This is a genomic window from Achromobacter sp. RTa (assembly GCF_000757485.1).
GTDB lineage: Bacteria > Pseudomonadota > Gammaproteobacteria > Burkholderiales > Burkholderiaceae_B > Achromobacter.
The window spans coordinates 163,700-186,892 of sequence record NZ_JPYO01000022.1 but is presented as its reverse complement, the minus strand read 5'-3'; the positions used below and the strand labels follow the sequence as shown (position 1 = coordinate 186,892).

The 23,193-nt window shown below is 66.3% G+C and carries 24 protein-coding genes; 7 read left to right on the top strand and 17 right to left on the bottom strand.

Features of this window, described 5'->3' with window-relative positions; translation table 11 throughout:
• Positions 1 to 215: 215 nt before the first annotated feature.
• From paaK to paaA, 9 genes are all read right to left on the bottom strand, one after another.
• Positions 216 to 1,529 carry a phenylacetate--CoA ligase PaaK gene (gene paaK, locus JL37_RS07645; protein WP_043543042.1) on the bottom strand — a complete coding sequence of 438 codons (1,314 nt, stop codon included), beginning with the start codon at positions 1,527 to 1,529 and terminating at the stop codon, positions 216 to 218.
• 114 nt (positions 1,530 to 1,643) lie between these two features.
• Complete coding sequence (paaI, locus tag JL37_RS07640) at positions 1,644 to 2,114, bottom strand: hydroxyphenylacetyl-CoA thioesterase PaaI (protein WP_043543041.1); 471 nt, start codon at positions 2,112 to 2,114, stop codon at positions 1,644 to 1,646.
• A 2-nt stretch (positions 2,115 to 2,116) separates the two neighbouring features.
• Positions 2,117 to 2,905 (bottom strand): 2-(1,2-epoxy-1,2-dihydrophenyl)acetyl-CoA isomerase PaaG, encoded by a 789-nt coding sequence (gene paaG, locus JL37_RS07635; RefSeq protein WP_043543040.1) that lies wholly within the window; start codon positions 2,903 to 2,905, stop codon positions 2,117 to 2,119.
• Between the two features lie 166 nt (positions 2,906 to 3,071).
• Entirely contained in the window at positions 3,072 to 4,736 is a 1,665-nt protein-coding gene (gene paaN, locus JL37_RS07630) for a phenylacetic acid degradation protein PaaN (RefSeq protein ID WP_043543039.1), read from the bottom strand.
• A gap of 46 nt (positions 4,737 to 4,782) precedes the next feature.
• Positions 4,783 to 5,871 (bottom strand): 1,2-phenylacetyl-CoA epoxidase subunit PaaE, encoded by a 1,089-nt coding sequence (paaE, locus tag JL37_RS07625; RefSeq protein ID WP_043543037.1) that lies wholly within the window; start codon positions 5,869 to 5,871, stop codon positions 4,783 to 4,785.
• A gap of 13 nt (positions 5,872 to 5,884) precedes the next feature.
• Positions 5,885 to 6,391 (bottom strand): 1,2-phenylacetyl-CoA epoxidase subunit PaaD, encoded by a 507-nt coding sequence (paaD, locus tag JL37_RS07620; RefSeq protein WP_043543036.1) that lies wholly within the window; start codon positions 6,389 to 6,391, stop codon positions 5,885 to 5,887.
• Positions 6,388 to 7,152, bottom strand: coding sequence for a 1,2-phenylacetyl-CoA epoxidase subunit PaaC (paaC, locus tag JL37_RS07615; RefSeq protein WP_043543034.1), 765 nt, complete (start codon positions 7,150 to 7,152; stop codon positions 6,388 to 6,390). Before paaC ends, paaD begins: the two co-directional genes overlap by 4 nt.
• A 15-nt stretch (positions 7,153 to 7,167) precedes the next feature.
• Positions 7,168 to 7,452, bottom strand: a complete 285-nt coding sequence (gene paaB / locus JL37_RS07610) for a 1,2-phenylacetyl-CoA epoxidase subunit PaaB (protein WP_043543033.1) — start codon at positions 7,450 to 7,452, stop codon at positions 7,168 to 7,170.
• A gap of 83 nt (positions 7,453 to 7,535) precedes the next feature.
• A complete protein-coding gene (paaA, locus tag JL37_RS07605) occupies positions 7,536 to 8,525 on the bottom strand; it encodes a 1,2-phenylacetyl-CoA epoxidase subunit PaaA (RefSeq protein ID WP_043543032.1) in 990 nt (329 codons plus the stop codon).
• Between the two features lie 173 nt (positions 8,526 to 8,698).
• Here paaA and paaX point away from each other — a divergent pair, with 173 nt between their 5' ends.
• Positions 8,699 to 9,628 carry a phenylacetic acid degradation operon negative regulatory protein PaaX gene (gene paaX / locus JL37_RS07600; RefSeq protein WP_043543031.1) on the top strand — a complete coding sequence of 310 codons (930 nt, stop codon included), beginning with the start codon at positions 8,699 to 8,701 and terminating at the stop codon, positions 9,626 to 9,628.
• 78 nt (positions 9,629 to 9,706) lie between these two features.
• On the opposite strand, the gene JL37_RS07595 is transcribed toward paaX, so the two are convergent.
• Entirely contained in the window at positions 9,707 to 10,333 is a 627-nt protein-coding gene (locus JL37_RS07595) for an NAD(P)H-hydrate epimerase (protein WP_043543066.1), read from the bottom strand.
• A 223-nt stretch (positions 10,334 to 10,556) separates the two neighbouring features.
• Here JL37_RS07595 and JL37_RS07590 point away from each other — a divergent pair, with 223 nt between their 5' ends.
• Genes JL37_RS07590 through JL37_RS07580 form a run of 3 tightly spaced genes read left to right on the top strand, consistent with a single transcriptional unit; the run spans position 10,557 to position 13,280 of the window.
• Positions 10,557 to 11,918: an acyclic terpene utilization AtuA family protein gene (locus tag JL37_RS07590; RefSeq protein ID WP_043543030.1), complete on the top strand. Its 1,362-nt coding sequence runs from the start codon at positions 10,557 to 10,559 to the stop codon at positions 11,916 to 11,918.
• Between the two features lie 12 nt (positions 11,919 to 11,930).
• Entirely contained in the window at positions 11,931 to 12,257 is a 327-nt protein-coding gene (locus JL37_RS07585; protein ID WP_043543029.1) for a DUF4387 domain-containing protein, read from the top strand.
• Positions 12,258 to 12,314: 57 nt separating this feature from the next.
• Positions 12,315 to 13,280, top strand: a complete 966-nt coding sequence (locus tag JL37_RS07580) for a tripartite tricarboxylate transporter substrate-binding protein (RefSeq protein ID WP_043543028.1) — start codon at positions 12,315 to 12,317, stop codon at positions 13,278 to 13,280.
• Between the two features lie 3 nt (positions 13,281 to 13,283).
• Here JL37_RS07580 and JL37_RS07575 read toward each other — a convergent pair whose 3' ends face one another.
• Both JL37_RS07575 and orn read right to left on the bottom strand, forming a co-directional pair.
• The gene (locus JL37_RS07575) at positions 13,284 to 14,258 is read right to left on the bottom strand and encodes a sigma-54-dependent Fis family transcriptional regulator (RefSeq protein WP_043543027.1); all 975 of its coding nucleotides are present in this window, start codon (positions 14,256 to 14,258) and stop codon (positions 13,284 to 13,286) included.
• A gap of 11 nt (positions 14,259 to 14,269) precedes the next feature.
• Entirely contained in the window at positions 14,270 to 14,815 is a 546-nt protein-coding gene (gene orn, locus JL37_RS07570) for an oligoribonuclease (protein ID WP_043543026.1), read from the bottom strand.
• A gap of 173 nt (positions 14,816 to 14,988) precedes the next feature.
• On the opposite strand from orn, the gene JL37_RS07565 reads away from it, so the two are divergent.
• The gene (locus tag JL37_RS07565; protein ID WP_043543025.1) at positions 14,989 to 16,239 is read left to right on the top strand and encodes a M48 family metallopeptidase; all 1,251 of its coding nucleotides are present in this window, start codon (positions 14,989 to 14,991) and stop codon (positions 16,237 to 16,239) included.
• On the top strand, positions 16,236 to 17,198 hold the full coding sequence (gene rsgA / locus JL37_RS07560) for a ribosome small subunit-dependent GTPase A (RefSeq protein ID WP_052096925.1): 963 nt from the start codon (positions 16,236 to 16,238) through the stop codon (positions 17,196 to 17,198). Before JL37_RS07565 ends, rsgA begins: the two co-directional genes overlap by 4 nt.
• A gap of 113 nt (positions 17,199 to 17,311) precedes the next feature.
• Here rsgA and JL37_RS07555 read toward each other — a convergent pair whose 3' ends face one another.
• Positions 17,312 to 18,043 (bottom strand): CoA pyrophosphatase, encoded by a 732-nt coding sequence (locus JL37_RS07555; protein WP_043543024.1) that lies wholly within the window; start codon positions 18,041 to 18,043, stop codon positions 17,312 to 17,314.
• A gap of 123 nt (positions 18,044 to 18,166) precedes the next feature.
• Positions 18,167 to 18,547 carry a 50S ribosomal protein L19 gene (gene rplS / locus JL37_RS07550; RefSeq protein ID WP_043543023.1) on the bottom strand — a complete coding sequence of 127 codons (381 nt, stop codon included), beginning with the start codon at positions 18,545 to 18,547 and terminating at the stop codon, positions 18,167 to 18,169.
• Between the two features lie 303 nt (positions 18,548 to 18,850).
• Here rplS and JL37_RS07545 point away from each other — a divergent pair, with 303 nt between their 5' ends.
• A complete protein-coding gene (locus JL37_RS07545; RefSeq protein ID WP_043543022.1) occupies positions 18,851 to 19,723 on the top strand; it encodes a DMT family transporter in 873 nt (290 codons plus the stop codon).
• Between the two features lie 49 nt (positions 19,724 to 19,772).
• Here the strand turns inward: JL37_RS07545 and JL37_RS07540 are convergent, their stop codons facing one another.
• The 3 genes from JL37_RS07540 to JL37_RS07530 form a co-directional block, all read right to left on the bottom strand.
• Positions 19,773 to 20,246, bottom strand: coding sequence for a hypothetical protein (locus JL37_RS07540; protein WP_043543021.1), 474 nt, complete (start codon positions 20,244 to 20,246; stop codon positions 19,773 to 19,775).
• Positions 20,247 to 20,320: 74 nt separating this feature from the next.
• Entirely contained in the window at positions 20,321 to 21,655 is a 1,335-nt protein-coding gene (locus tag JL37_RS07535; RefSeq protein ID WP_043543020.1) for a PA0069 family radical SAM protein, read from the bottom strand.
• A 212-nt stretch (positions 21,656 to 21,867) separates the two neighbouring features.
• On the bottom strand, positions 21,868 to 23,166 hold the full coding sequence (locus JL37_RS07530; protein ID WP_043543019.1) for a sulfate adenylyltransferase subunit 1: 1,299 nt from the start codon (positions 23,164 to 23,166) through the stop codon (positions 21,868 to 21,870).
• Positions 23,167 to 23,193: the final 27 nt, after the last annotated feature.

The window sequence follows — 23,193 nt, the reverse complement described above, 5'->3', positions numbered from 1 at the left end:
AAAAGTGTCACCTATGTCCTCGTACACCTGTTACCCATGTCCCCGGTCCATACAGCCAGCCCCCTTGGAGGGCAGCAAGTGCGCGTAGCGTGCGCGGCATGGGGGGAGCATCCACTGCCTCCGCAAGAATGGCGGCCCGCCGCGCCGGGCCGCCCCAAGGCGGGCCAGCCCCCTTGGGGGGCAGCAAGCGCGTAGCGCGCAGCGTGGGGGCCCTATTACTTCGGCCGCTTGTCGATCACGCGGCGCGCCTTGCCGGTCAGCGTGCGTTCCACATGGCCCGCATCCGACACCTGGATGCGCGCGCTGACGCCGATGTGCGTCTTGACCGCGTGCTGGAGCTGCTTGCCCAGGTTCGCGCGCTCGGCATCCGAAAGCGTCGAAAACTCGGCGCGCAATTCGGTCAGGATTTCCAGCTCGTCCATATTGCCGGTGCGCGACAGCACCAGCTGGTAATGCGGCGCCAGCTGGGCGATCTTCAGGACCAGCTCTTCCACCTGCGTGGGGAACATGTTCACGCCGCGCACGATCAGCATGTCGTCGCTGCGCCCCGTGATCTTGCCGATGCGGCGCATGCTGCGCGCCGTCGGCGGCAGCAGGCGCGTCAGGTCGCGCGTGCGGTAGCGGATGATGGGCATCGCTTCCTTGGTCAGCGAGGTGAACACCAGCTCGCCAGGCTCGCCTTCGGCCACGGGTTCTCCCGTGTCCGGATTGATGATCTCGGCGTAGAAATGGTCTTCCCAGACCACCGGGCCATCCTTGGTCTCGACGCATTCGCTGGCCACCCCGGGCCCCATCACTTCGGACAGTCCGTAGATGTCGACTGCGTCGATGCCGGCCTCGGCCTCGATGTCGGCGCGCATCTGGCCGGTCCAGGGCTCGGCGCCGAAGATTCCGATGCGCAGCGAACTTTGACGCGGGTCAATCCCCTGGCGGCGCTGTTCCTCCAGAATATTGCAGAAATAGGAGGGCGTGACCATGATGATGTCCGGGCGGAAATCGTTGATCAGCTGCACCTGCTTTTCCGTCTGCCCGCCCGACATCGGGATGACCGTGCAACCCAGGCGTTCCGCGCCGTAATGCGCGCCCAGGCCACCCGTGAACAGGCCATAGCCGTACGCGACGTGGATCGTGTCGCCGGGCTTGCCGCCGGCCGCCCGGATCGAGCGCGCCACGAGGTTGGCCCAGTTGTCCAGGTCGCCCTTGGTGTAGCCCACGACCGTCGGCTTGCCGGTGGTGCCGCTGGAGGCGTGGATGCGCGAGATGCGCTCGCGCGGCACGGCGAACATACCGAAGGGGTAGTTCTCGCGCAGTTCCTTCTTCGTGGTGAAGGGGAACTTCGAGATATCGGACAGCTGCTTCAGGTCGTCGGGGTGGACGCCGGCTTCGTCGAACGCCTTCTTGTAGTGCGGGACGTTCTCGTAGGCATGCTTGAGCGACCACTTCAGCCGCTCCAGCTGCAAGGCGCGCAACTCATCCTGGCTGGCATGCTCGATGGGGTCCAGCCCCGGCTTGCTCATGGTGTTGGACATGGTTATCTCTCTCCTGAAATTCTCTCTCTGCGCGGAGCCCGGTCACGCGGCACGCGGGGAAATCCGCGCGCGCACGGCCGGGCCGGCGGCCTTGTCTTTGGTTGGATGGTTGGCTCAGGCGTCCGGGGGAACTCCGACGATCTGACCCTTGATGCGGTACGAACGGCCCCGGAACAAGGCCACGTTGCGTCCTTCCTGGTTGGTGACCGTTACGTCGTAGACGCCGGTGCGCCCCGCGAGCGAGCGCTCCTGGGCCACAGCGGTCAGCAGGTCTCCCTCGAAGCCCGGCGCCAGGTAGTCGATGGTGCAGCCCGAGGCCACGGTACTGACGTTGCGCGAATTGCAGGAGAAGGCGAAGGCGCTATCGGCCAGGGCGAAGATGAATCCGCCGTGGCAGGTCTTGTGGCCGTTCAGCATGTCGGCGCGCACGCGCATGGTCAGGCGCGCATAGCCCGGCGCCATTTCCTCGACTTTCATGTCCAGGCCCTGCGACGCCGCATCGCCCGCAAACATGACTGTGCCGACGGCCTGCGCCAGCTCCTGGGGATCGGCCGGCACTTCGACCGCGGGTACGTGTGCGTTCATTCTTATTGCCCCTTGAATTGCGGTTCGCGCTTGCCCAGGAAGGCGGCCACGCCCTCCGCGTAGTCCGCGCTGCGGCCCAGTTCGCGCATCATGTCGCGCTCAAGGTCGAGCTGGGTGGACAGGTCATTGGCCAGGCTGGCCTGCATGGCACGCTTGGTGAACGCCAGCCCCTTGGTCGGCGCCTTGGCGAAGTGCTGGGCCAGGCGTTCCAGCGCGGCGTCGAATTCCTCGTCCGCCACGCATTGCCAGATCAGGCCCCACTCTTCGGCCTGCTTGGCGCTGAGCTTGTCGCCCAGCATGGCCAGGCCCATGGCGCGGGCGCGCCCCACCAGGCGCGGCAGCACGAAGGTGCCGCCGGTGTCGGGGATCAGCCCGAGGCGGCAGAACGACTGGATGAACGTGGCGGAAGCCTTGGCGATGACGATGTCGCCAGCGAACGCCAGGTTGGCGCCCGCGCCCGCGGCCACGCCGTTCACGCCCACCACGACGGGCATGGGCAAGGCGTTCACGCGGCGCACCAGCGGGCCGTAGAACTTGTCGACGGTCTCGCCCAGGTCGGGCGGCGTGCCGTCGGCGGCGGGCTTGCGCTCGCTCAGGTCCTGGCCGGCGCAGAAGCCGCGGCCGGCTCCCGTCAGCACCAGCACGCGCGCGCCTTCGGTTTCCACACGCGTCAACGCGTCGGCCACTTCGCCATGCATGTTGGCGGTGAAGCTGTTCAGCTTGTCGGGGCGATTCAGCGTCAGGCGCGCGATGCCGCCGGACAGGTCGAATTGAATGTCTTGGTAGGTCATGTCAGTTATCCATAGCGCGCGCGCCACTCGCACAAAGGTAATAGGTCACCTTCTCCGGGCCGCGCGGAGCCGGCTCTGCCGGTCCGCAGCGGCGCCCCCTTGAGGGGGGCCCGCCTAAGGGGGAAGCGCGTAGCGCTTCGGGGGTGGGCTCAATTCAGGGGTGGGCTCAAATATGACGGCGGGTTTGCACCACACGGAAGCGGTTCGAGACGAAGGCCGAGTCGGACAGCGCGGCATTGGCCGCCGGATTGGCGCCCGTGCCGTGGAAATCGCTGAAGGCCGCGGTCTGGTTGACGAATACTGCGCCCGTCAGGTTGAGCGACAGGGAGACGCCGGAGACCTCGGCCGCGTCCTGCACCTGCTCGGCGACGGCGTCGTCCGTGGTGTAGGCCGACAGGGACAGCGCGCCGTGCTGGATGACACTGTCGCGCGCCAGCTGGATGCTGTGGGCGGTGGAGTCCGTGGCCACGACGAACGCGATCGGGCCGAACCACTCCTGGCCGATGGCGGCGTTGCCGGCTTCGGCGCGCAGCAGCAGCGGCGTGCGGATGCGGGCATTCTCGAATTGCGGGTGCGCAAGCGTCTTGCTGTCAGCAACCACGGGCAGGCCCAGCGCGCGCGCCTTTTCGATGCGGGCGACAACGCCTTCGTTCTGGATGGCGCCGGTCAGTTCGACGGCCTTCGCGGCGTCGGCGCTGACCTTTTCCAGCGCCGTGCCGAGGGCGGCCGCGACGTCGTCGAAGCTGACGCGCCCTTCCGGCGTCTGGATGCCGTCGCGCGGCACATAGATGTTCTGCGGCGCCGTGCACATCTGGCCCGAGTACAGCGCCAGCGAGAACGCCAGGTTGCGCGCGACGCCCTTCAGGTCGGCCGCGGAATCGATGATGACCTGGTTGACGCCGGCCTTCTCGGTATAGACCAGCGCCTGGCGGGCGTTGTTCTCCAGCCAGTCGCCGTTGGCCGAGCTGCCGGTGAAGTCGACGATCTTGACGGCGGGATCCAGCGCCAGCTTCTGCGCGGTATCGTCGCCGGCCTCATGCGCGGCCAGCAGCACCACGTCGGGATCGAAGCCCGCTTCCTGCAGCACTTCGCGCGCCACCTTCACGGTGATGGCCAGAGGCAGGATCGCGCCGGGGTGCGGCTTTACGATGACCGTGTTGCCGGTGGCCAGGCTGGCGAAGAGGCCCGGGTAGCCGTTCCAGGTCGGGAACGTGGAGCAGCCGATCACCAGCGCGACGCCGCGCGGCACCACGGTGAACTGCTTTTCCATGCGGATCGGGTCGTTCTTGCCCTGCGGCTTTTCCCAGACGGCCACGCCGGGGATGCGCGACATTTCCTGCCAGGCGTAGGTCACGGCTTCGAAGCCGCGGTCCTGCGCGTGCGGACCGCCGGCCTGGAAGGCCATCATGAAGCCCTGGCCGGTGGTGTGCTGGACCGCGTAGGCGATCTCGAAGCTGAGCTTGTTCAGGCGGGCCAGGATTTCCAGCGACACGCCGACCCAGGCGCGCGGGCCGGCGCGGCGCCAGCTTTCGAGCGCCCGCTTGGACGACGCGACCAGCTTGTCGGCCGGAACGTGGGGATAGGTGATGCCGAGGTCGAAACCGTAAGGCGACTGCTCGCCGCCCGCTGTGCCGTCGGCATCGCGCAGGTCCAGCGGGAAGGGCTTGCCGCGCAAGGCTTCGAATGCGGCGCGCCCGTCGTCATTGGCGGTCTCGCCATAGTTGCGGGGGCTGGGCGATTCGGCGTAGGGGCTCCAGTAGCCGCGCAGGGCGGCCGCGGCCATGGCTTGTTCCAGCAGGGGCTGGTGGCGTTCGAAGAATTCTTGGGACACTGCGTCTCTCCAGATGAATAGGTTTTTCTGCCTGGCGCGGGCCGGGTCAGGTTTCCTGGTCGAAGTCGATGACCAGGCGGTCGCTGACCGGGAAGCTCTGGCAACTCAGGATGAAGCCGCGCGCCACTTCGTAGTCTTCCAGGGCGAAGTTGGCGTCCATGTCCACCTCGCCCTCGATCACCTTGCAGCGGCAGGTGGAACACACCCCGCCCTTGCACGAATACGGCAGTTCTATCCCTTGCGCCAGCGCCGAGTCCAGCACGCTGTCTTTGTTTTTGTCGATAACGAACATCCGGCTGTGGCCGTCCTGCACCACCGTCACCTCGCACTGCCCCTTGCCGGGCGCCTGGCGGGCGTCCTGGCCGGTGCGCAGCGCGCGCGGCCCCTTCGGCGCGCCGAAGAGTTCGAACTTGACGTTCGATTTCGGAATGCCGCGGGCCTGCAGCCGCTCGACCACGCTTTCGGTCATGGTCTGCGGACCACAGACAAAAGCGTAATCGATATCCTCGGGGCTCATCCAGGCCGACATCAACTGGTCGACCTTGTCGCCATCCAGGCGGCCGTTGAAGAGCTCGATGTCCTGGGTCTCGCGGCTCATGATGTAGACCAGCGAGAAGCGCTCCATATAGAGGTTCTTCAGGTCTTCGATCTCTTCGCGAAACAGCACGGCCGACGAGGCTCGGTTGCCGAAGAACAACGTGAACTTGCTGCGCGGCTCGGTGGACAGCGCCGTCTTGACCAGGGAGAACACCGGCGTAATGCCGCTGCCTACGGCGAACGCCACATAGTGGCGTTCGTTTTCCGGCGAAAAATCGACGGTGAAATTGCCTGCCGGCGCCATGACTTCCAGCGTCTGGCCCGGCTGCAGCTCGTGGTTGGCCCAGCTGGAAAAAACGCCCTCGTCCACCTTCTTGATCGCCACGCGCAGCAGCTTGTCGTGGGGCGCGGAACAGATGGAATACGAGCGGCGCTGCTCCTGGCCGTTCAGCTGCGTGCGCAGCGTCAGGTACTGGCCGGGCAGGAAGGCGAATTCCTCCGCCAGCGCGTCGGGCAGGTCGAAGGTGACGACGACCGCATCGCGCGTATTGCGCGCGACCGAGGCCACCGTCAATGAATGGAATTGGTTCTGGCTCATCTCGAAACCGCTCTCAGTGAGTCTTGAAATAATCGAAGGGCTCGCGGCAGGACACGCAGCGATACAGCGCCTTGCACGATGTGGATCCGAAATTGCTGACCAGGCGCGTATCGCGCGATCCGCAGCGCGGGCAGGCGATGGCGGGCCCGGCGGCCCGCCGGCTGATGCCCGAGATATCGACGGCGCGCTCGGCGGGCGCGGCGATGCCGTAGCCCTTGAGCGCTTCGCGCCCTTTTTCGCTCATCCAGTCGGTGGTCCAGGCGGGCGCCAGCCGCGTCTGCACGCGCACCTCGGCGATGCCGTGGCGCGCCAGCGTCTGCTGGATGTCCTGGGTGATCTCGCGCATGGCCGGGCAGCCGGAGTAGGTCGGGGTGATGACGACGACACAGGCGCCGTCTTCCCACGACACGTCCCGCACCACGCCCAGGTCCACCACGGACAGCACGGGGATCTCCGGATCGGGGACCTCCTGCAGCCAGGCGTATACCTGGTCGGCGGAAACGGGCGCGAGCGTGCTCACCACTTGGCTCCGGGATAGGCGCGAGGCAGGAACTGCATTTCGGCCAGGACGTAGCCCAGTTCCTCGGTGTGCTTGCCCTGGCGGCCCCCACGGTGCGCCAGGTGGTTGGCGGCCGCCTCGTCGGGCACGGTCAGCGTGGCTTCCTCCAGCACTTCGCGCACATGGGCCAGCCAGGGCTGGCGCAAGGCCGACAACTCGCAGCCGATGCCGCGGGCGGCGACGTCCAGGTCCACCGCGTCGTCGGCGAACAGCTCGCCGGTGAAGCGCCACGCGTCGTCGATGGCGGCCTGCATCTTGGCATGGCTTTCCGCCGTGCCGTCGCCCAGGCGCACCACCATGTCCGACGAACGGCGCACGTGGTAGGTCACTTCCTTGATGGACTTGGCGGCAATGGCGGCGACGCGCTCATCGGACGACTGCTCCAGGCGCTGCAGCAGGAAGTAGTGCCAGACGTCGAACAGGAACTGGCGCGCCATGGTGTCCGCGTAATTGCCGTTGGGCCGTTCGGCCAGCAGCACGTTGCGGAACTGGTGCGCGTCGCGCAGGTAGGCCAGCGCGTCTTCGTCGCGCCCGGCGCCTTCCACCTCGCCCGCCAGCGTCAGCCACATGCGGGCCTGGCCCAGCAGGTCCAGCGCGGTGTTGGTCAGCGCCAGGTCTTCTTCCAGGATCGGGCCGTGGCCGGTCCAGGCGCCGAGGCGCTGCGACAGGATGAGCGATGCGTCGCCCAGGCGCAGCAGGTATTCAAACAGAGTCTTGTCCATGTCTCCCCCGCCGCCTTACATGTGCTTGATTTCTTCGGGCATCGGGAAGAACGTGGGGTGCCGGTAGACCTTGCTGTTGGCCGGTTCGAACAGCGGATCCTTGTCGCCCGGGCTGCTTGCGGCGATATCTGAGGCGCGCACCACCCAGATGCTCAGCCCTTCATTGCGGCGGGTGTAGACGTCGCGGGCGTGGTTGATCGCCATTTCGGCGTCGGGGGCATGCAGGCTGCCGACGTGCTTGTGCGCCAGGCCGTGCTGGCTGCGGATGAACACTTCCCACAAAGGCCAGTCTTTGCTCATGATGGATATCCTCGAATGCCGGGCGCGCGCAGCGCGCGCCGGTCTGCAATGGTGGTGAAGAAGAGTCGGGGCCGGAAGGCGGATCAGGCTGCTTTGCGCTCGGCCTGCTTGTCGGCGTAGGCGACCAGGGCGTCGCGCACCCAGGCGCCGTCCTCGTGCGCCTTGACGCGCGCCGCCAGGCGTTCGCGGTTGCACGGGCCGTTGCCCTTGAGCACCGCATAGAACTCGCTCCAGTCGATCTCGCCGAAGTCGTAGTGGCCGCGCTCGGCGTTCCACTTCAGATCGGGATCCGGGACGGTCAGGCCCAGGAACTCTGCCTGCGGCACGGTCTGGTCCACCATCTTCTGGCGCAGTTCGTCGTTGGAGAAGAGCTTGATCTTCCAGGCCATGGACTGGGCGCTGTTGGGGGAATCGGCATCGCTCGGGCCGAACATCATCAGCGCGGGCCACCACCAGCGATTGAGGGAATCCTGCACCATGGCCTTCTGCTCCGGCGTGCCGTGCAGGCACATCTGCATCAGCAGGTCGTAGCCCTGGCGCTGGTGGAAGGACTCTTCCTTACAGACCCGCACCATGGCGCGCGCGTACGGGCCGTAGGAGCAGCGGCACAGCGGGATCTGGTTGATGATGGCCGAGCCGTCTACCAGCCAGCCGATCATGCCGATGTCGGCCCAGCTGAGCGTGGGGTAATTGAAGATGCTGGAGTACTTGGCGCGGCCGGCGTGCAGGTCGTCGATCAGGTCGTCGCGCGACACGCCCAGGGTTTCCGCGGCGCTGTACAGGTAGAGCCCGTGGCCGGCCTCGTCCTGGACCTTGGCCAGCAGGATGGCCTTGCGCTTGAGCGAAGGCGCGCGGGTGATCCAGTTGCCCTCCGGCAGCATGCCGACGATTTCGGAATGCGCGTGCTGGGAAATCTGGCGCACCAGCGTCTTGCGGTAGGCCTCGGGCATCCAGTCCTTGGCCTCGATGCGGATGCCGTCGTCGATGCGGCGCTGGAACGCCTGTTCCTGGCCTTCGAGCTGGTCCGCGGTCTTGACCTGCTTGACGCCGGTTTCGACGAGTTGAGCGTACATGTATGTCTCCTTGAGCCGGTTTGCGAAAACGCAAAGCAAACGTTCCGCAGTGCCGTCATGTCATACGAGGATTATTTAATACAAAAAATTCATTGTCAAACTCAAATCTGTATCACATTAGATTTATGTATCATATTGCCGATCCCGATATCGGCCGCCCTTGGCCCCCTCTAATGGCAAACCCTCAGTCGCCCCTGGACCGCTTCCTGTCCCGCCTGATCAAGAACGATCCGCCGCGCGCGAAATCGCTCTGCGTCAGCCTGCTGGGCGACGCCCTGGCGCCCCATGGCGGCGCCATCTGGCTGGGCGACCTGATCGAACTGCTGGCGCCGCTGGGCATCAATGAACGCTTGCTGCGCACCAGCGTGTTCCGGCTGGTCGCGCAGAACTGGCTGCAATCCGAACGCCATGGGCGCCGCAGCCTCTACCTGATTTCCGAACAGGGCCTGCGCCATACCGCGCACGCCTCCCAGCGCATCTATGAAGGCGCGCCCCAGGAATGGAACGGGGAATGGACGCTGGTCGCGCTGCCGCGCACTGGAAACGGCCTGGCCGAACGCGCGGAACTGCGCCGGGAACTGGTCTGGGAAGGGTTCGGCATGATCGCGCCCGGGCTCTTCGCCCATCCCCACACCGAGGCGCGCGCCGCGCACGACATCCTCGAAAAGCTGGGCATCCCGGATCGGGCGCTGGTGCTGTCCGCCCGCGACCTTGCCGGGGCCGGCGGCCTGCCGATAGCCAGCCTGGCCTCGCAATGCTGGAACCTCGAAGACGTGGCCGAGCAATACCGGCAGTTCACGAAAAATTTCGGCCCGCTCGAAAAGCTGCTGGAGACCCCGCCCTCGCCGTCCGAGGCGTTCATCGTCCGCGTCATGCTGCTGCACAATTGGCGCCGGATCGTCCTGCACGATCCACAGCTGCCCGGCCCCATGCTGCCCGACAACTGGCCCGGCCACGCGGCCCGCGAGATCTGCGGCCGCATCTACTGGCGGGTATTCGACGCTTCGGAAACGCACCTGAACACGCTGGCCGGCCGCGACAACGAACGGTATGCGCCGCTGGCTGCCGACATCGCATCGCGCTTCGGCGGCAGGCCCGCCTGAGGCCGAGCACCCGCCGCCCTCCCTCCTGGCCGGCGCCCGCACTGCGCAACGCAGGGCTGGGGCCGGGGCCGATAAGGATCAGGCGCCGCCCTCGTCCGGCATCGTCACGCCCAGCGTATCTACGTGCAATTCGCCAAGCACCTCCGCAGGCGCGTGCGCCAGGCCCCTGGCCCGGGCGATGAAGGACAGGGTCCAGCGCGCCCGGATCGGCCGCCCCAGGGCCTTTCCCGTATCCGCGTCGATACCGCTGGGCACGTCCAGCGCCAGCACCGGCACGCCCCAGCCGTTGACCGTATCCACCAGCGCCTGCCAGCCGGCGCCCAGCGGCCTGTTCAGGCCGATGCCGAACAGGCCGTCGATGACCAGACTGGGCACGAATCCCGGTTCGAGCGCGGACAACGTGGCGCCGCCCGCCGCAATCCAGCCGGCATGCGCGCGGGCGGCATCGGCGGGCAGCCCCTGCGCGCCCGCCGGCAGCAGCGCCCGGACATCATGGCCCATGGCGCGCAGCAGGGTCGCTGCCTCCAGGGCGTCCCCGCCGTTGTTGCCAGGTCCGGCCAGCGCCAACACGGACGCCCCGGGCTCCGCCCGCGCGGCAAGGAAACGGGCCGCGGCCACCCCGGCCAAGGGCATCAGCCGCCTGCCGCCGGCCAGGGCCTGGCGTTCGGCGTCGCGGATCCGGGCTACGGGATAGGAAGTCTGCATGGCGAACACCTGGCGCTGAGGAGACAAGCCCAGGGGCCTGCCCGTAGGTGCATGCGTGAAATACACGCATTGCGTGGAAATTTACCGACAACTCATGGACAAAACGGCCGTCATCGGAGCGGCTCCGGGGAGAGTCCGCCGCTTTTGCCCTGGCATGCATTTTGCGTTGTAAGCAATGCCGGTCCGAGCGGGACCGGGCGACTCAACCGAAGAGACTATACCAATGCGTTCCATGAGCATCATCTGCCCGAACGGGCACTTAGGATTCGCCCCGCTGCGCACCGAAAGCTTCCAGCTTGGCGTCGCCGCCGGACCCGACTTCATCGCCGCCGATTCGGGCAGCGACGATGTCGGCCCAGTGCCTCTGGGTTCCGACACGTCCACCAGCCCGCAAGCGTGGCAGCGCCACGACCTCGAGCAGATGCTGCTGGCCGCTCGCAAGCTGGACGTGCCCATGATCGTGGGATCCGCCGGCGACACCGGCTCCAACAGCCGCGTGGACCTGTACGTGCGCCTCATCAAGGAAATCGCCGCCGAGCATGGGCTGACGCCTTTCAAGATCGGCTACTTCTATTCGGAGGTGGACAAGGAGCGCGTGCGCAAGGCGCTGCGCGACGGCGCCCTGGTGGCGGGGCTGGACGGCTACGCCAACCTGACCGAAGCGGAACTCGACGCCACGGACCGCATCGTGGCGGTGGCCGGCGTGCATCCCTATATCGAACTGCTGCAAGCCGGCGCGGACGTCATCGTCGGCGGCCGCAGCTCGGATGCCGCGGTGTTCGCCGCCCCCGCGCTGCACCGCGGCTACGACGCGGACAAGGCCTATTACCTGGGCAAGGTGCTGGAGTGCGCGTCGTTCTGCGCCGAACCCTACGGCGGCAAGGAAACCGTGATGGGGGAGATCTCGGCCGAGGACGTGCGCGTCACCGCCATGCATCCCGACCAGCGCTGCACCATCGCATCGGTGGCCGGCCATGCCATGTACGAGCGCTCCAACCCGTATGAAGAGTATTTCGCCGGCGGCAAGCTCGACATGACCCACTGCAACTATGAGCAGCTGAGCGACAAGACCACCCGCATCACCGGTTCGCGGTTCGTGCCCGCGGAGCAGGTCCGCGTGAAGCTGGAAGGCTCCGGCAAGGTCGGCGAACGCTACATGGGGCTATGCGGCATCCGCGATCCCTACACCATCGAAAACGTGGACCGCGTCATCGCCTGGGCGCGCGAAAAGGTGCGCGAGCGTTTCGGCGATTCGGGTTACGAGCTGCACTACAAGGTATACGGCCGCGATGGCGTCATGGGAGACCTGGAACCGCTCCGGGACCAGCCAGGACACGAACTCTGCGTCATGGTCCAAGGGGTCGCCCCCACGGCCGAGATGGCCGAGGAACTGACCCTGACCGGCCTGCGCCAGATGTTCTACGCCCGCCTGCCCGACGTGAAGGGCACGGCCGGCTCGGTGTCGTTCCCGCTGGATGAGGTTGTGCGCACGAGCGCGGCCTACCGCTGGACGCTGAACCACACGCTGCCGGTGGACAATGCCGGCGAACTCTTCCCGACCTTCCTCACCGAGGCTGGCGCCTGAGCCGGCAAAACCATGAACACCCAGAAACTCAGCTCCCTGGCCAAGACCATCCGCAGCAAGAACGCGGGCGTGAACAAGATCACCTTCGACATCATCTTCCGCGAGCCCGCGGTCTACGAGGCCGTCAAGCGCTCCGGCGCAGTCACGCGCGCCAGCGTCGCGGCGCTCTACCGGATCGAGGACGGCCGGATTTCCGACTTCGTGCATTACGATCCCGGCCTGGCCATCAAGTTCACGATCTACCGGCTGGCCCCCAGCGGATCGGCGGGCGACGGCGATATCTTCGGGGCGCAGCAATATGCGCCACTGCTCGACATCGCTGTCCCCATGCCGGACTGAATGCCGCGGGCGCCGGAGACGGCGCTCTTCCCCTTTCGCTTCCTTCGAGAACCGCTCATGAAAGCGCTAAAAGAAACTTTGTTGTTCCTGGCCGGAGCCGCCCTCTGCGGCGCGGCATCGGCGGCCCGGCCGGACGTGCCCAAGCAGGTCAAGATCGTGGTGCCATTCACTGCCGGCGCCAGCAACGACGCGATCGCCCGCGCGATAGCGCCCCAGCTCGCGGCCCGGCTGGGCAGTACCGTGATCGTGGAAAACCGCAGCGGCGCCGCCGGCGCGATCGGCTCCGAATACGTCGCGCGCTCGGCCAAGGACGGCTCGGTGCTGCTGCTGACGTCTTCGACCTTTCTCACCACCGCCGCTACCCAGCCGCATCTGCCCTACGACCCGCTGAAGCAGTTCGCCCCGGTCGCGATGATAGGCCAGGGCCCGCTGGTGATCGCAACTTCGGCGCAGACGCCCTACGGGTCGCTGCAGGAACTGCTGGACGCGGCCCGCAAGCGGCCCGGTGTCCTGAACTACGGGTCGGCGGGCGTGGGCTCGCTGGCGCACCTGGCCACCGTAATGCTGGATGACGCCGCGGGCACGAAGATGACGCACGTTCCGTACAAGGGGGCCGCCAACGCGGCTTCCGACCTCGCGGGCGGCCTGATCGACGTCATGCTGTCCAACTACAGCACGCTCGCCCCCGTCGTCCAGGGCAAGAAGGTCAAGCTGCTCGCCACGACCGCGGACTCGCCCCAGCCCGCCTTTCCCGGCCTGCCGCCGGCCGCGCAGACCCTGCCCGGCTATGCCGTGCAGATCTGGGTCGGCGTCTTCGCGCCGGCGGGCACGCCGCAACCCTACATCGAGAAGCTCAACGCGGCGTTGAACGAAATCTCGGCATCTCCCGAAATGGCGGCGCTGCTCGATATCGACGGCACCGTGCCCGCTCGCATGGGCAGCGCCGAATTCGGCGCCCGCGTCCGGGATGAACTGTCACTTTGGCAGGGAATCGCCCGCAAGCACGGAATCAGCTCGGAATAGGCCTCAGCGCTCAAGCCCCAGCTTGAGCATCTGGTGCCGCAACGCATGCCGCGTCAGGCCCAGGCGCTGGGCGGCGCGGCCCAGGTTGCCGTCCTCGGCCTGCAAGGTCGACTGGATCAGGCCGCGCTGGAACCGGGCGGTCTGTTCGGCGTAGTCGCCGGACTGGAGGGATGCCGGCGGGGACGCCGGCTTGCCCGCATCGCGCAGGATGCGTTGGGGCAAGTGCTGCGGCAACACCGTATCGCCATCCTCCAGGATGCAGATCCGCTCGAGCAGGTTGCTCAGCTCGCGCACATTGCCCGGCCAGGAATAGGCCCTGAATATGCGCTGGACCTCGGGGTCTATGGAAATGAAGGCGCTGCCGTGGGTGGCGTTGTACCGGTCCAGGAAACGCCGGGCGAGCACGAGCACGTCGTCGCCGCGTTCGCGCAGCGGCGGCAGATTGATCGACACGACCTGCAGCCGGTAGTAAAGATCATCGCGGAAGCGGCCCGCCTGGACTTCTCCCAGCAGGATCTTGTTGGTGGCGGCGATGAACCTGGCGTCTATCGAGACTTCCTGCACAGAGCCGATGCGCCGGAAGCGCCGGCTGTCCAGCAGCGTCAGGATCTTGGCCTGCATGACGGGATCCAGCTCCCGGATCTCGTCCAGGAACACGCTGCCGCCATTGGCGGCCTCGAGCAATCCCGTCTTGCGCGCCACGGCTCCCGTGAACGCGCCGCGCTCATGGCCGAACAGCTCCGACTCGAGCAGATTGCCCGGAATGGCGGCGCAGTTGATCTCGGTATAGCCCTTGCTTGCCCGCGCCGACTGCGCGTGCAGGCTGCGGGCGACCAGCCCCTTGCCGGTGCCGGTTTCGCCATAGATGAGGACGATGCTGGCCCTGCTCCGCGCGACCCGGCCCACCAGATCGCGCAGCGCCGCCATCGAGGGATGGTCCCCGATGAGCGGTTCGCAGGCGAACGCGGCGGTCGGCATGGGCGCGGCGGCTACACTTTCAGGAAGTGTTCGCGGTAGTACTTCAGCTCGTCGATCGATTCGTAGATGTCCGCCAGCGCTTCGTGGCGGCTCTTCTTCTCGAATCCCTTGTAGACCGCGGGCGCCCAGCGGCGCGCCAGTTCCTTCAGCGTGCTGACATCCAGGTTGCGGTAGTGGAAGAACTGCTCCAGGCGCGGCATGTAAGCAAACATGAACCGGCGGTCCTGGCTGATGGTATTGCCGCACAACGGCGACTTGCCGGCCGGCACATGCTGCGCTAGAAACGCCAACAGCGTATCCTCTGCCTGCGCCTCGGAAACGGTGGAAGCCTTGACCTTGTCGATCAGGCCGCTTTTGCCATGGGTGGACTTGTTCCAGTTGTCCATCGCGTCGAGCAGGCTGTCCGGCTGGTGCACGACCAGCACGGGGCCTTCGGCCACGACCGTCAGGTCGGCCTCGGTCACCACCACGGCGACCTCGATGATGCGTTCTTTTTCAGGATCGAGGCCGGTCATTTCCATGTCCAGCCAGACCAGGCGGTTTTCGTTCACAGCCATATAATTTGCCTATAAGAAAATAGGAATAGCCCCCCCACGCCGCGCCTTCGGCTTGCCGCCCCGACGAAGCGCTTTTGCTTTTACCTTGAGGCGGCCCGGCGGTAGAGGATACCCGGCAGTAAAACACGCGATTTTCGCATACACACATACCTACTGAGCAAGCCGCATCGCCCATGTTCACATTGTTGTTCGTTGCCTTCCTGCTGACCGATATTGCCGTGCGCCTTTGGCTGGCGTCCAGGCAGATCCGCCACGTCGCGCTCAATCGCGACCAGGTGCCGCCGGAGTTTTCACCCCGGATCGGGCTGGCAAGCCATCAGCGCGCGGCCGACTACACCGTGGCGCGGGTCAAGCTGGGGATGCTGGAACGCACCTACGACGCCATCCTGCTGGTATGCCTGACCCTGATGGGCGGGCTGCAGTTCATCGACCTGATGGTAGGCCAGCTTACCAGCAACGACTTTATCCGGCAGATGCTGTTGCTGGTCGCGGTGGCGCTGCTGCTGGGCCTGCTGGGACTGCCCTTCACCTTGTGGCGGCAGTTCAGGCTGGAAGCCCGCTTCGGCTTCAATCGCATGACGCCCGGGCTGTTCGCCGCCGACGCCCTGAAGGGCCTGGCGGTGGCCGCGGTGCTCGGCCTGCCGCTGGCCGCGGCCGTGCTCTGGCTGATGGGCAGCGCCGGCGCGTACTGGTGGATCTGGGCCTGGGCGCTCTGGACGGCATTCAACCTGGCGCTGCTGATCGTCTATCCGATGTTCATCGCCCCGCTCTTCAATAAATTCACCCCGCTGTCCGACCCGGAACTGGCCGGCCGCATCCAGCGCCTGGCACAGCGCTGCGGCTTCGCGCTGAACGGCCTTTTCGTCATGGACGGCTCGCGCCGGTCCGCCCACGGCAATGCCTATTTCACCGGCTTCGGGCGCTCGCGCCGCATCGTATTCTTCGATACGCTTCTTGCCCGCCTGGACGGCGACGAGATCGAGGCCGTGCTGGCGCATGAGCTGGGCCATTTCGCCAAGCGCCACATCATCAAGCGCATCGTATTCAGCTTCGCCGCCGCGCTGGCGTTCTTCGCCATCCTGGGCTGGGTTTCGCAGCAGCCCTGGTTCTATGTGGGTCTGGGAGTGGTGCCGCAACTGGGCGGACGCAACGACGCGATGGCGCTGCTGCTGTTCTTCCTGGTCATTCCCGTATTCACCTTTATGCTCACGCCCCTGGCCAGTTGGTATTCTCGCCGCGACGAGTTCGAAGCCGACCGCTACGCGGCCGAGCAAAGCTCGCCGGAACGACTCGTTTCCGCGCTGGTCAAACTCTACGACGACAACGCCGCCACACTGACTCCCGACCCCGTGCATTCCGCCTTCTACGACAGCCATCCCCCTGCCGCCGTGCGCATCCGCCACCTGATGGCGGCCGCCGCATGAGCGGCCCGAGCCGCCCCAAGGGCGCCATCCGGAACGGGCAACACGCCGGCGCGCAGGCCGCCGGGCCGAACGAGGGCCGCATCATCGCCGCCCACGGGCGCCACTACACCGTGGAACTTGCCGACGGCACGCTGCGCAAATGCTTTCCGCGCGGCAAGAAGGCCGGAGCCGCCGTGGGCGACCTCGTGCGCATCACACCCCAGGGCAAGGACGAAGGCGCCATCGATGCCATCCTGCCCCGCCGCAACCTGCTGTACCGTTCCGACGAAATGCGCTCCAAGCAGTTCGCATCCAATGTGGACCAGCTGCTGATCGTCGTCGCCGTGCAACCCACTTTCTCGGACGACCTGACCGGGCGCGCCCTGGCGGGCGCGTGGAGCGCCGGCATCTCGCCGCTCGTCATCCTGAACAAGACGGACCTTGCCGACGAGCTGCCAGCTGCGCGCGCGCGGCTGGCGCCGATCGTGGCGCTGGGCGTGGACGTGATCGAGCTCAGCGCGCTGGAGCCCGAAAAGGTGCACGAGATGTTGGCGCCGCGCCTGGCCGGACACACCAGCCTGCTGCTCGGCCAAAGCGGCATGGGGAAGTCGACGCTGCTCAACACCCTCGTGCCTGACGCCGCCGCCCCCACGCGCGAACACTCCACCGCGCTGGACATGGGCAAGCACACCACGACCAGCACCCGCCTTTATCACCTGCCCGCCCCGGGCGGCGACCTGATCGATTCCCCGGGCTTCCAGGCCTTCGGGCTGCAGCACCTCAGCCGCGAAGACATCATCCGAGGCTTCCCGGAATTCACCGGGCCGATCGAACAGTGCCGTTTCTACAACTGCACCCACCGTCACGAACCGGGCTGCGGCGTGGTGGCCGCCTTGCAGGCGGGCGCCATCGATCCGTCGCGCTACGCGCTGTACGAACGCATCCTGGAAGAAAACCTGGCCGGGCAGCAGCGCTATTGATATAGGTGCCCGACGTGGCCGGCGGCACGGGAACAGGAACCGAGGCGGGTGTCAGACGCGATACAACGCCACACACCGACCAGGTTCCAGCCCCCCTCCCGCGGATCAGCAGATCAACGCGGCTTGAAGCCGTGGCGCAACAGATGGTACAGATTGCGCAGCATGCCGGCCGTGGCACCCCAGATGAAGTACTTCCCATAGGGCATGCCGTAGTACTGGCGCACCCGTCCGTCCTCCAGGCGGGCCTCGTACAGGCGGTGATTGGCGGGGTCCATCAGGAAAGACAGCGGCACCTCGAACACCTCGGCCACCTCGAAGGCATCCGGCGCCAGATCGAATCCGGGCCGCACGAGCGACACCACGGGAATGATGGAAAAGCCCGTCGCCGTCAGATACGGCGGCATGCTGCCCAGCACCTCCACATAGCTGGCCGGCAGGCCGGTTTCCTCCTGCGCTTCGCGCAGGGCCGCGGCCTCGGGGGTCGAATCGCTGAGTTCGATGCGGCCGCCCGGAAAACTGATCTGGCCCGCATGGTCGTGCAGGTGGGCGGCACGTTGCGTCAGCATGATGGAAACGCCGTTGTCGCGCGCCACCAGCGGAATCAGCACCGCGGCCGGAACCGGCACGCCTTCACGCCCCGGATAGCGCAGATCGGTATCCCGCGACAACTCCAGCGTCCACGTGGATGGCTGGCTGAGCGTGCCGCGCAAGGAATCCGGAGTAAGCAGGCGGGAGGGCACGGCCGGCAGGGACTCGTTGGCCAGCACCCATGGTTGCGTCGCCGGGTCGAAGCCGGGACGCGCCAGCGGCCGTCGGGGCCGCGGGGAAGACGAGGAATCAGACATACGGCTTTTTGAAAAGAAAAAGGCACCCTCGCAGGTGCCTTTTTAACCCGGAAACCCGTGCCGGACGAAAACGCGGGAAGGCGTATGCGTCCGACACTGGTAGGGCCGTGTGCCGATAAGCGATCAAGCCGCCGAGGCTTGCTTGCTGACCAGCTTTTCCTTGATACGTGCCGACTTGCCCGAGCGGTTGCGCAGGTAGTACAGCTTGGCGCGGCGCACGTCGCCGCGGCGCTTGACTTCGATGCCGGCGATTTGCGGCGAGTACAGCTGGAACGTACGTTCCACGGCTTCACCCGACGAAATCTTGCGCACGGTGAACGCGGAGTTCAGGCCGCGGTTGCGCTTGGCGATGACGACGCCTTCGAAAGCCTGCACGCGCTTGCGGGTGCCTTCAACGACGTTCACGCTCACGATGACGGTGTCACCGGGAGCAAATTCAGGCTTGGCCACACCGCCGGTCAGGCGGGCGATTTCTTCCTGTTCCAGGATAGCGATAAGGTTCATTAGAACTCCTAGATCATCATGTCGTTGCGGGCTGAAACTTTTGCCGTTCGATGTTGTTCGCGAGAACGTCGGAAAGCAATAAAGCCGCTGACCGGCGCCTTGTCTCGCTTGGTGCATGGCCGCCCGGCGCTAGGCAGGACCCCGATGCATGTGCCGCAAGCAGAGGATGAGATTTGGCAAACCAATGATTCTACACCAAAAATTTTGCTTTAGCCTCAGGTAACATGCCCCTTCCCGCAGCCGTTTGCGGTAACCTTCCGCTTTCTGTAACAAACACGTCACACGGCGCGTTTTTCCCCCCTCATGTCGTACTCGTCCCTGATTTTGGTCGTCCTGGCGGCAATGGCCCACGCAACGTGGAATCTGCTTGCCAAGCGCGCGGCCATGGTGGGCGCTCCATTCGTATTCGCCTATGGCCTATGCGCGTCGGTGCTGTATGCGCCATGGGTCGTCTGGGTGCTGATGCACGACGGCATGACCTGGACCTGGCCCGTGGTCGGCGCCATCCTGACCTCGAGCCTGTTGCATTTAGGCTACAGCCTGTGCCTGCAACGCGGCTACCAGGTGGCCGATCTGTCGGTGGTCTATCCCATTGCCCGCGGCACGGGGCCCCTGCTTTCCACGACCGGCGCCTTTCTGCTGCTGGGCGAACCCGCCACCGGCACAGGCATTGCCGGCATGCTGTGCGTCGTGATTGGCGTGCTGCTCATCGCCACCCAAGGGCGCCTGACCATTTTCAAGCAGGCGCAAGCCTGGGTCGGCGTGCGCTGGGGCATGGTGATCGGCCTCTTCATCGCCGCCTACACCGTGGTGGATGCCTACGGTGTGAAGGTGCTGCTGATCAGCCCCGTGCTGTTCGACTGGTTCACCTGCGTGACGCGCACCGCAATGATGGCTCCTCACATGGCGAGCCGCCGGGCCCAAGCCTGGGAATCCATGCGCGGACACTGGCATTTGGCGCTGGCGGTCGGCCTGCTGTCTCCGTTGGGCTACATCCTGGTGCTGTACGCCTTGCGCAACGGCGCGCCGCTAAGCCTGGTTGCCCCCGCGCGCGAAATGTCCATGATGCTGGGCACCCTGGCGGGCATGTTCCTGCTGCGCGAGAAAGTGGGCCCCGGCCGCCTGGCCGGCTGCCTGTCCATCCTGGTGGGCGTGGTTCTGCTGGGATCCACCTGAGCGCCGGCAATCCGCCGGAACGCTCCTGCTTCTGAAACACCAAGGCCGCTCAGAAACCGGCGGCCGCCCCCAGCCACATCAGCCCGGGGATGATGGCGCCCCACGCCAGCACCATCGCCACATCGATCAGCATCGCCTTGCGGGTCATGCCTGCCGTTACAGGTTCGGCCGTGGCGTTGCCCAGACTGCATTCGCGCACGGCGGGCGCCGCCGGCATGCTGGGTGCGAGAGGGATGGCCCGGGAAACGGGGCGGCCCACAGGCGTCGGCATGGCCGCCGGAGCCGCTGCCGCTTCGCCGGCCAACAGGCCTTCGTCGGACGGCGCCGGCGGAAACGGCCAACGGGCGGGCGTGGCACCGGAGCGCGAGCGCTGACGGGCATCCGTGCCGGCCGAGGCAGTCCAGGGCAAGGCCAGGCCCGCCAGCCTGGCGCAAACGGCGCGGGCGCGATGCGCGCCCCGGCGCAGCGGGTTCAGCGAGACGACAAGCTCATCCGAGAGGACGGAAATATCAGCGGTGTTCATGAGAACTCCTTGAAAAGGCGATCCAGCGCCGGGGCGCAGCGCCCTGGCAACCCTCCGCGGCGCACAGCCCGCGGTCAATCGAACAATGACAACTGGCCTGCGGCCACGGCGCGCAACTGGCGCGTCATGCGCCCTTGCGCGCCGCCTGCAGCGGGCGATACGCCATGAAAAGGGACCCCTGAAGACGCTTGCGCGCCAGCCGGGGATGGGAAATCGGTAGCCGCCGGGCGGGGAGCGCCGGCCGGAGGCTGGAAACGGCTGCAGTCCAGGGCCAGGCGATGCCGGTTCAACCCCAGCTTGCGCGTGGCCACCGCGAAACGTTGGCGCAGCAGATCGGCCCAGACGCCGGTTCCGCGCATGCGTGAACCGAAGTTGGGATCGTTGCGCCGCCCGTTGCGCATGTCTTCGACGCGATGCAGCACACGCTGGGCGCGGTCGGGGAAATGGGCGTTGAGCCAATCCTCGAAGAGGGTCTTGACCTCCCACGGCAGGCGCAAGACGGTGTAGCTGGCGTAATGCGCGCCCGCCGCCTTGGATTCCTGGAGGATGTGCTCCATGGATTCGTCATTGATGAACGGAATGATGGGAGCCACCAGCACGCCAACCGGCACGCCCGCGTCCGTCAGGCTGCGCACGGCCTCCAGGCGGCGCCATGGCGCCGCCGCGCGAGGTTCCAGCGTGCGGGCCATGGCGGCATCCAGCGTGGTGATGCTCATGTACACCACCACCAGTTTTTGTTCGGCCAGCGCTGCGAGCAGGTCCAGGTCACGGGCGACCAGCCCGTTCTTCGTCACGATGGTGAGCGGATGCCGGGTTTCCAGCATGAGCTCGAGCAGGCCGCGCGTCAGGCGCCAGTCACGCTCGATGGGCTGGTAAGGATCCGTGGCCGACCCGATATTGATGGGCGACGGCTTGTACCCCGGACGGCTGAGCTCGGCCCGCAGGGCCTGGACGGCGTTGGCCTTGGCGACCAGGCGCGTTTCGAAATCCAGCCCGGGGGAATAGCCCAGGTAGGAATGCGTGGGCCGGGCATAGCAATATACGCAGCCATGCTCGCACCCGCGGTACGGGTTGATCGCGACTTCGAACGGGATGTCGGGCGAATCGTTGCGCGACAGCATCTTGCGGGCCTGCTCCGCCGTGACCGTGGTCTTGGGGGCGGGGGGGGCCTGGCGCGTGTCGGGCAGGATGGGAATGACCCTGGACGCGTCGCTGGGAAAATTATCGGGGACGGAATCTATGAAGTCGGCGGGCAATCCGGAGCCGGACCAGCCGTCGTCGACCTGCACGCGGTCATCGCGCTGAAAGCGATGCCGAACATTAGTAACCGCACCCCGACCGCGCAAGGCGGCGGGGGCGGCAGCCGGGGACCCAGAACCGGCGGGAAAAGAATGATCGGTGCGTGCCATGAAAACTACTGTACAAAAACACAGTGGTTTTGACAAGCACCAAAAGCCTTTTCGTAAGACAACCCCACTTTACCGCAAGACGCGGGCGTCGTCCGGACAAATCGATTTCACCAGGCGATATCGCCTGCAAACCCGCGCCAATACTGGGTTTAGCAAAAAAACAACAGCAAAACAACGGCCCGGGAAAGCGTTGTTCCCGGGCTGCTTGAGGCTTAGCGCAGCATGCCCGCCGCCGCGGTCTGATGCGTGGCTTCATCGATCAGGATGAACGCGCCGGTCGCCGGCACATCGGCATAGCGATCGACCGCCAGCGCATCGCGCGTCGTGAAGGTCACGCGACCGATGTCGTTCATGCGCAGCGTGCCTTCGGTGTTCTCCACTTCCTGCAGTTCATGGATGTCACGGTGCGACAGCACCGCCCGTATCTTCGCGGAAGTCAGGCGCGTGCCGGACTTCAGCAGATACTTGCGCGCCGGATTCAATGGCTGCGCATCCAGCCAGCACAGCTCGGCCTCGAACTCGCGCGCGACCTGCGCGGGCGCGGACGCATGCACGATCACATCGCCGCGCGAGACGTCCACGTCGCGATCCAGCACCAGCGTGATCGAATCGCCCTTCACCGCCTCGTCCAAGGCGCGGTCGAAGGCCCGCACTTCGCGCACCACGGCTTTCACGCCGGAAGGCTGCACCTCGACTTCGTCGCCCGGACGCAGCACGCCGCTGGCCACGCGTCCGGCATAGCCGCGGAAATCATTCTTGCGATCGCCATCGTGGCGCGCCACCCATTGCACAGGCAAGCGCAGCGGCGCACCGCGGTCGTCGCTGGCGAGATCCAGCGATTCCAGCAGCGTCAGCAAAGGCAGCCCGTCATACCACGGCGTTTGCTGAGACAGCGTGACGACGTTGTCTCCGTTCAGGGCGGACAGCGGCAGCGCGTCGAAATGCGCGATACCGAGTTTGGCCGCCAGGTCGGCATAAGCGTCGCGGATGCGCTCGAACACGCCGCGGTCCCAACCCACCAGGTCCATTTTGTTGACCGCGACCACGATGTGCTGGATGCCCAGCAGGCGCGCGATCGTGCTGTGGCGCTTGGTCTGCGGCAGCAGCCTGCCGTCGGCCGCCCGGGTGGCGTCGATCAGGATGACCGCCACGTCCGCCGTCGACGCGCCCGTCACCATGTTGCGCGTGTACTGCTCGTGCCCCGGCGCGTCGGCGATGATGAACTTGCGCGTGGGCGTGGAGAAGTAGCGGTAGGCCACGTCGATGGTGATGCCCTGCTCTCGCTCGGCCTCCAGGCCATCGGTCAGGAGCGAGAAATCGATGCCGTCACCCGCCACCCGCTTGTGCTTGGCGCGCGAGATCGCATCCAGCTGGTCGGCGAACACGCCCTTGCTGTCGTACAGCAGGCGGCCGATCAGGGTGGATTTGCCGTCGTCCACGGAACCCGCGGTGATCAGGCGCAACACGCCCGTGTCGGCGCCGGAAAGGAAAGAATCGTTCAATGCGTTCATGTGCGTCCCTTGCCGCCGGCAGGCGCC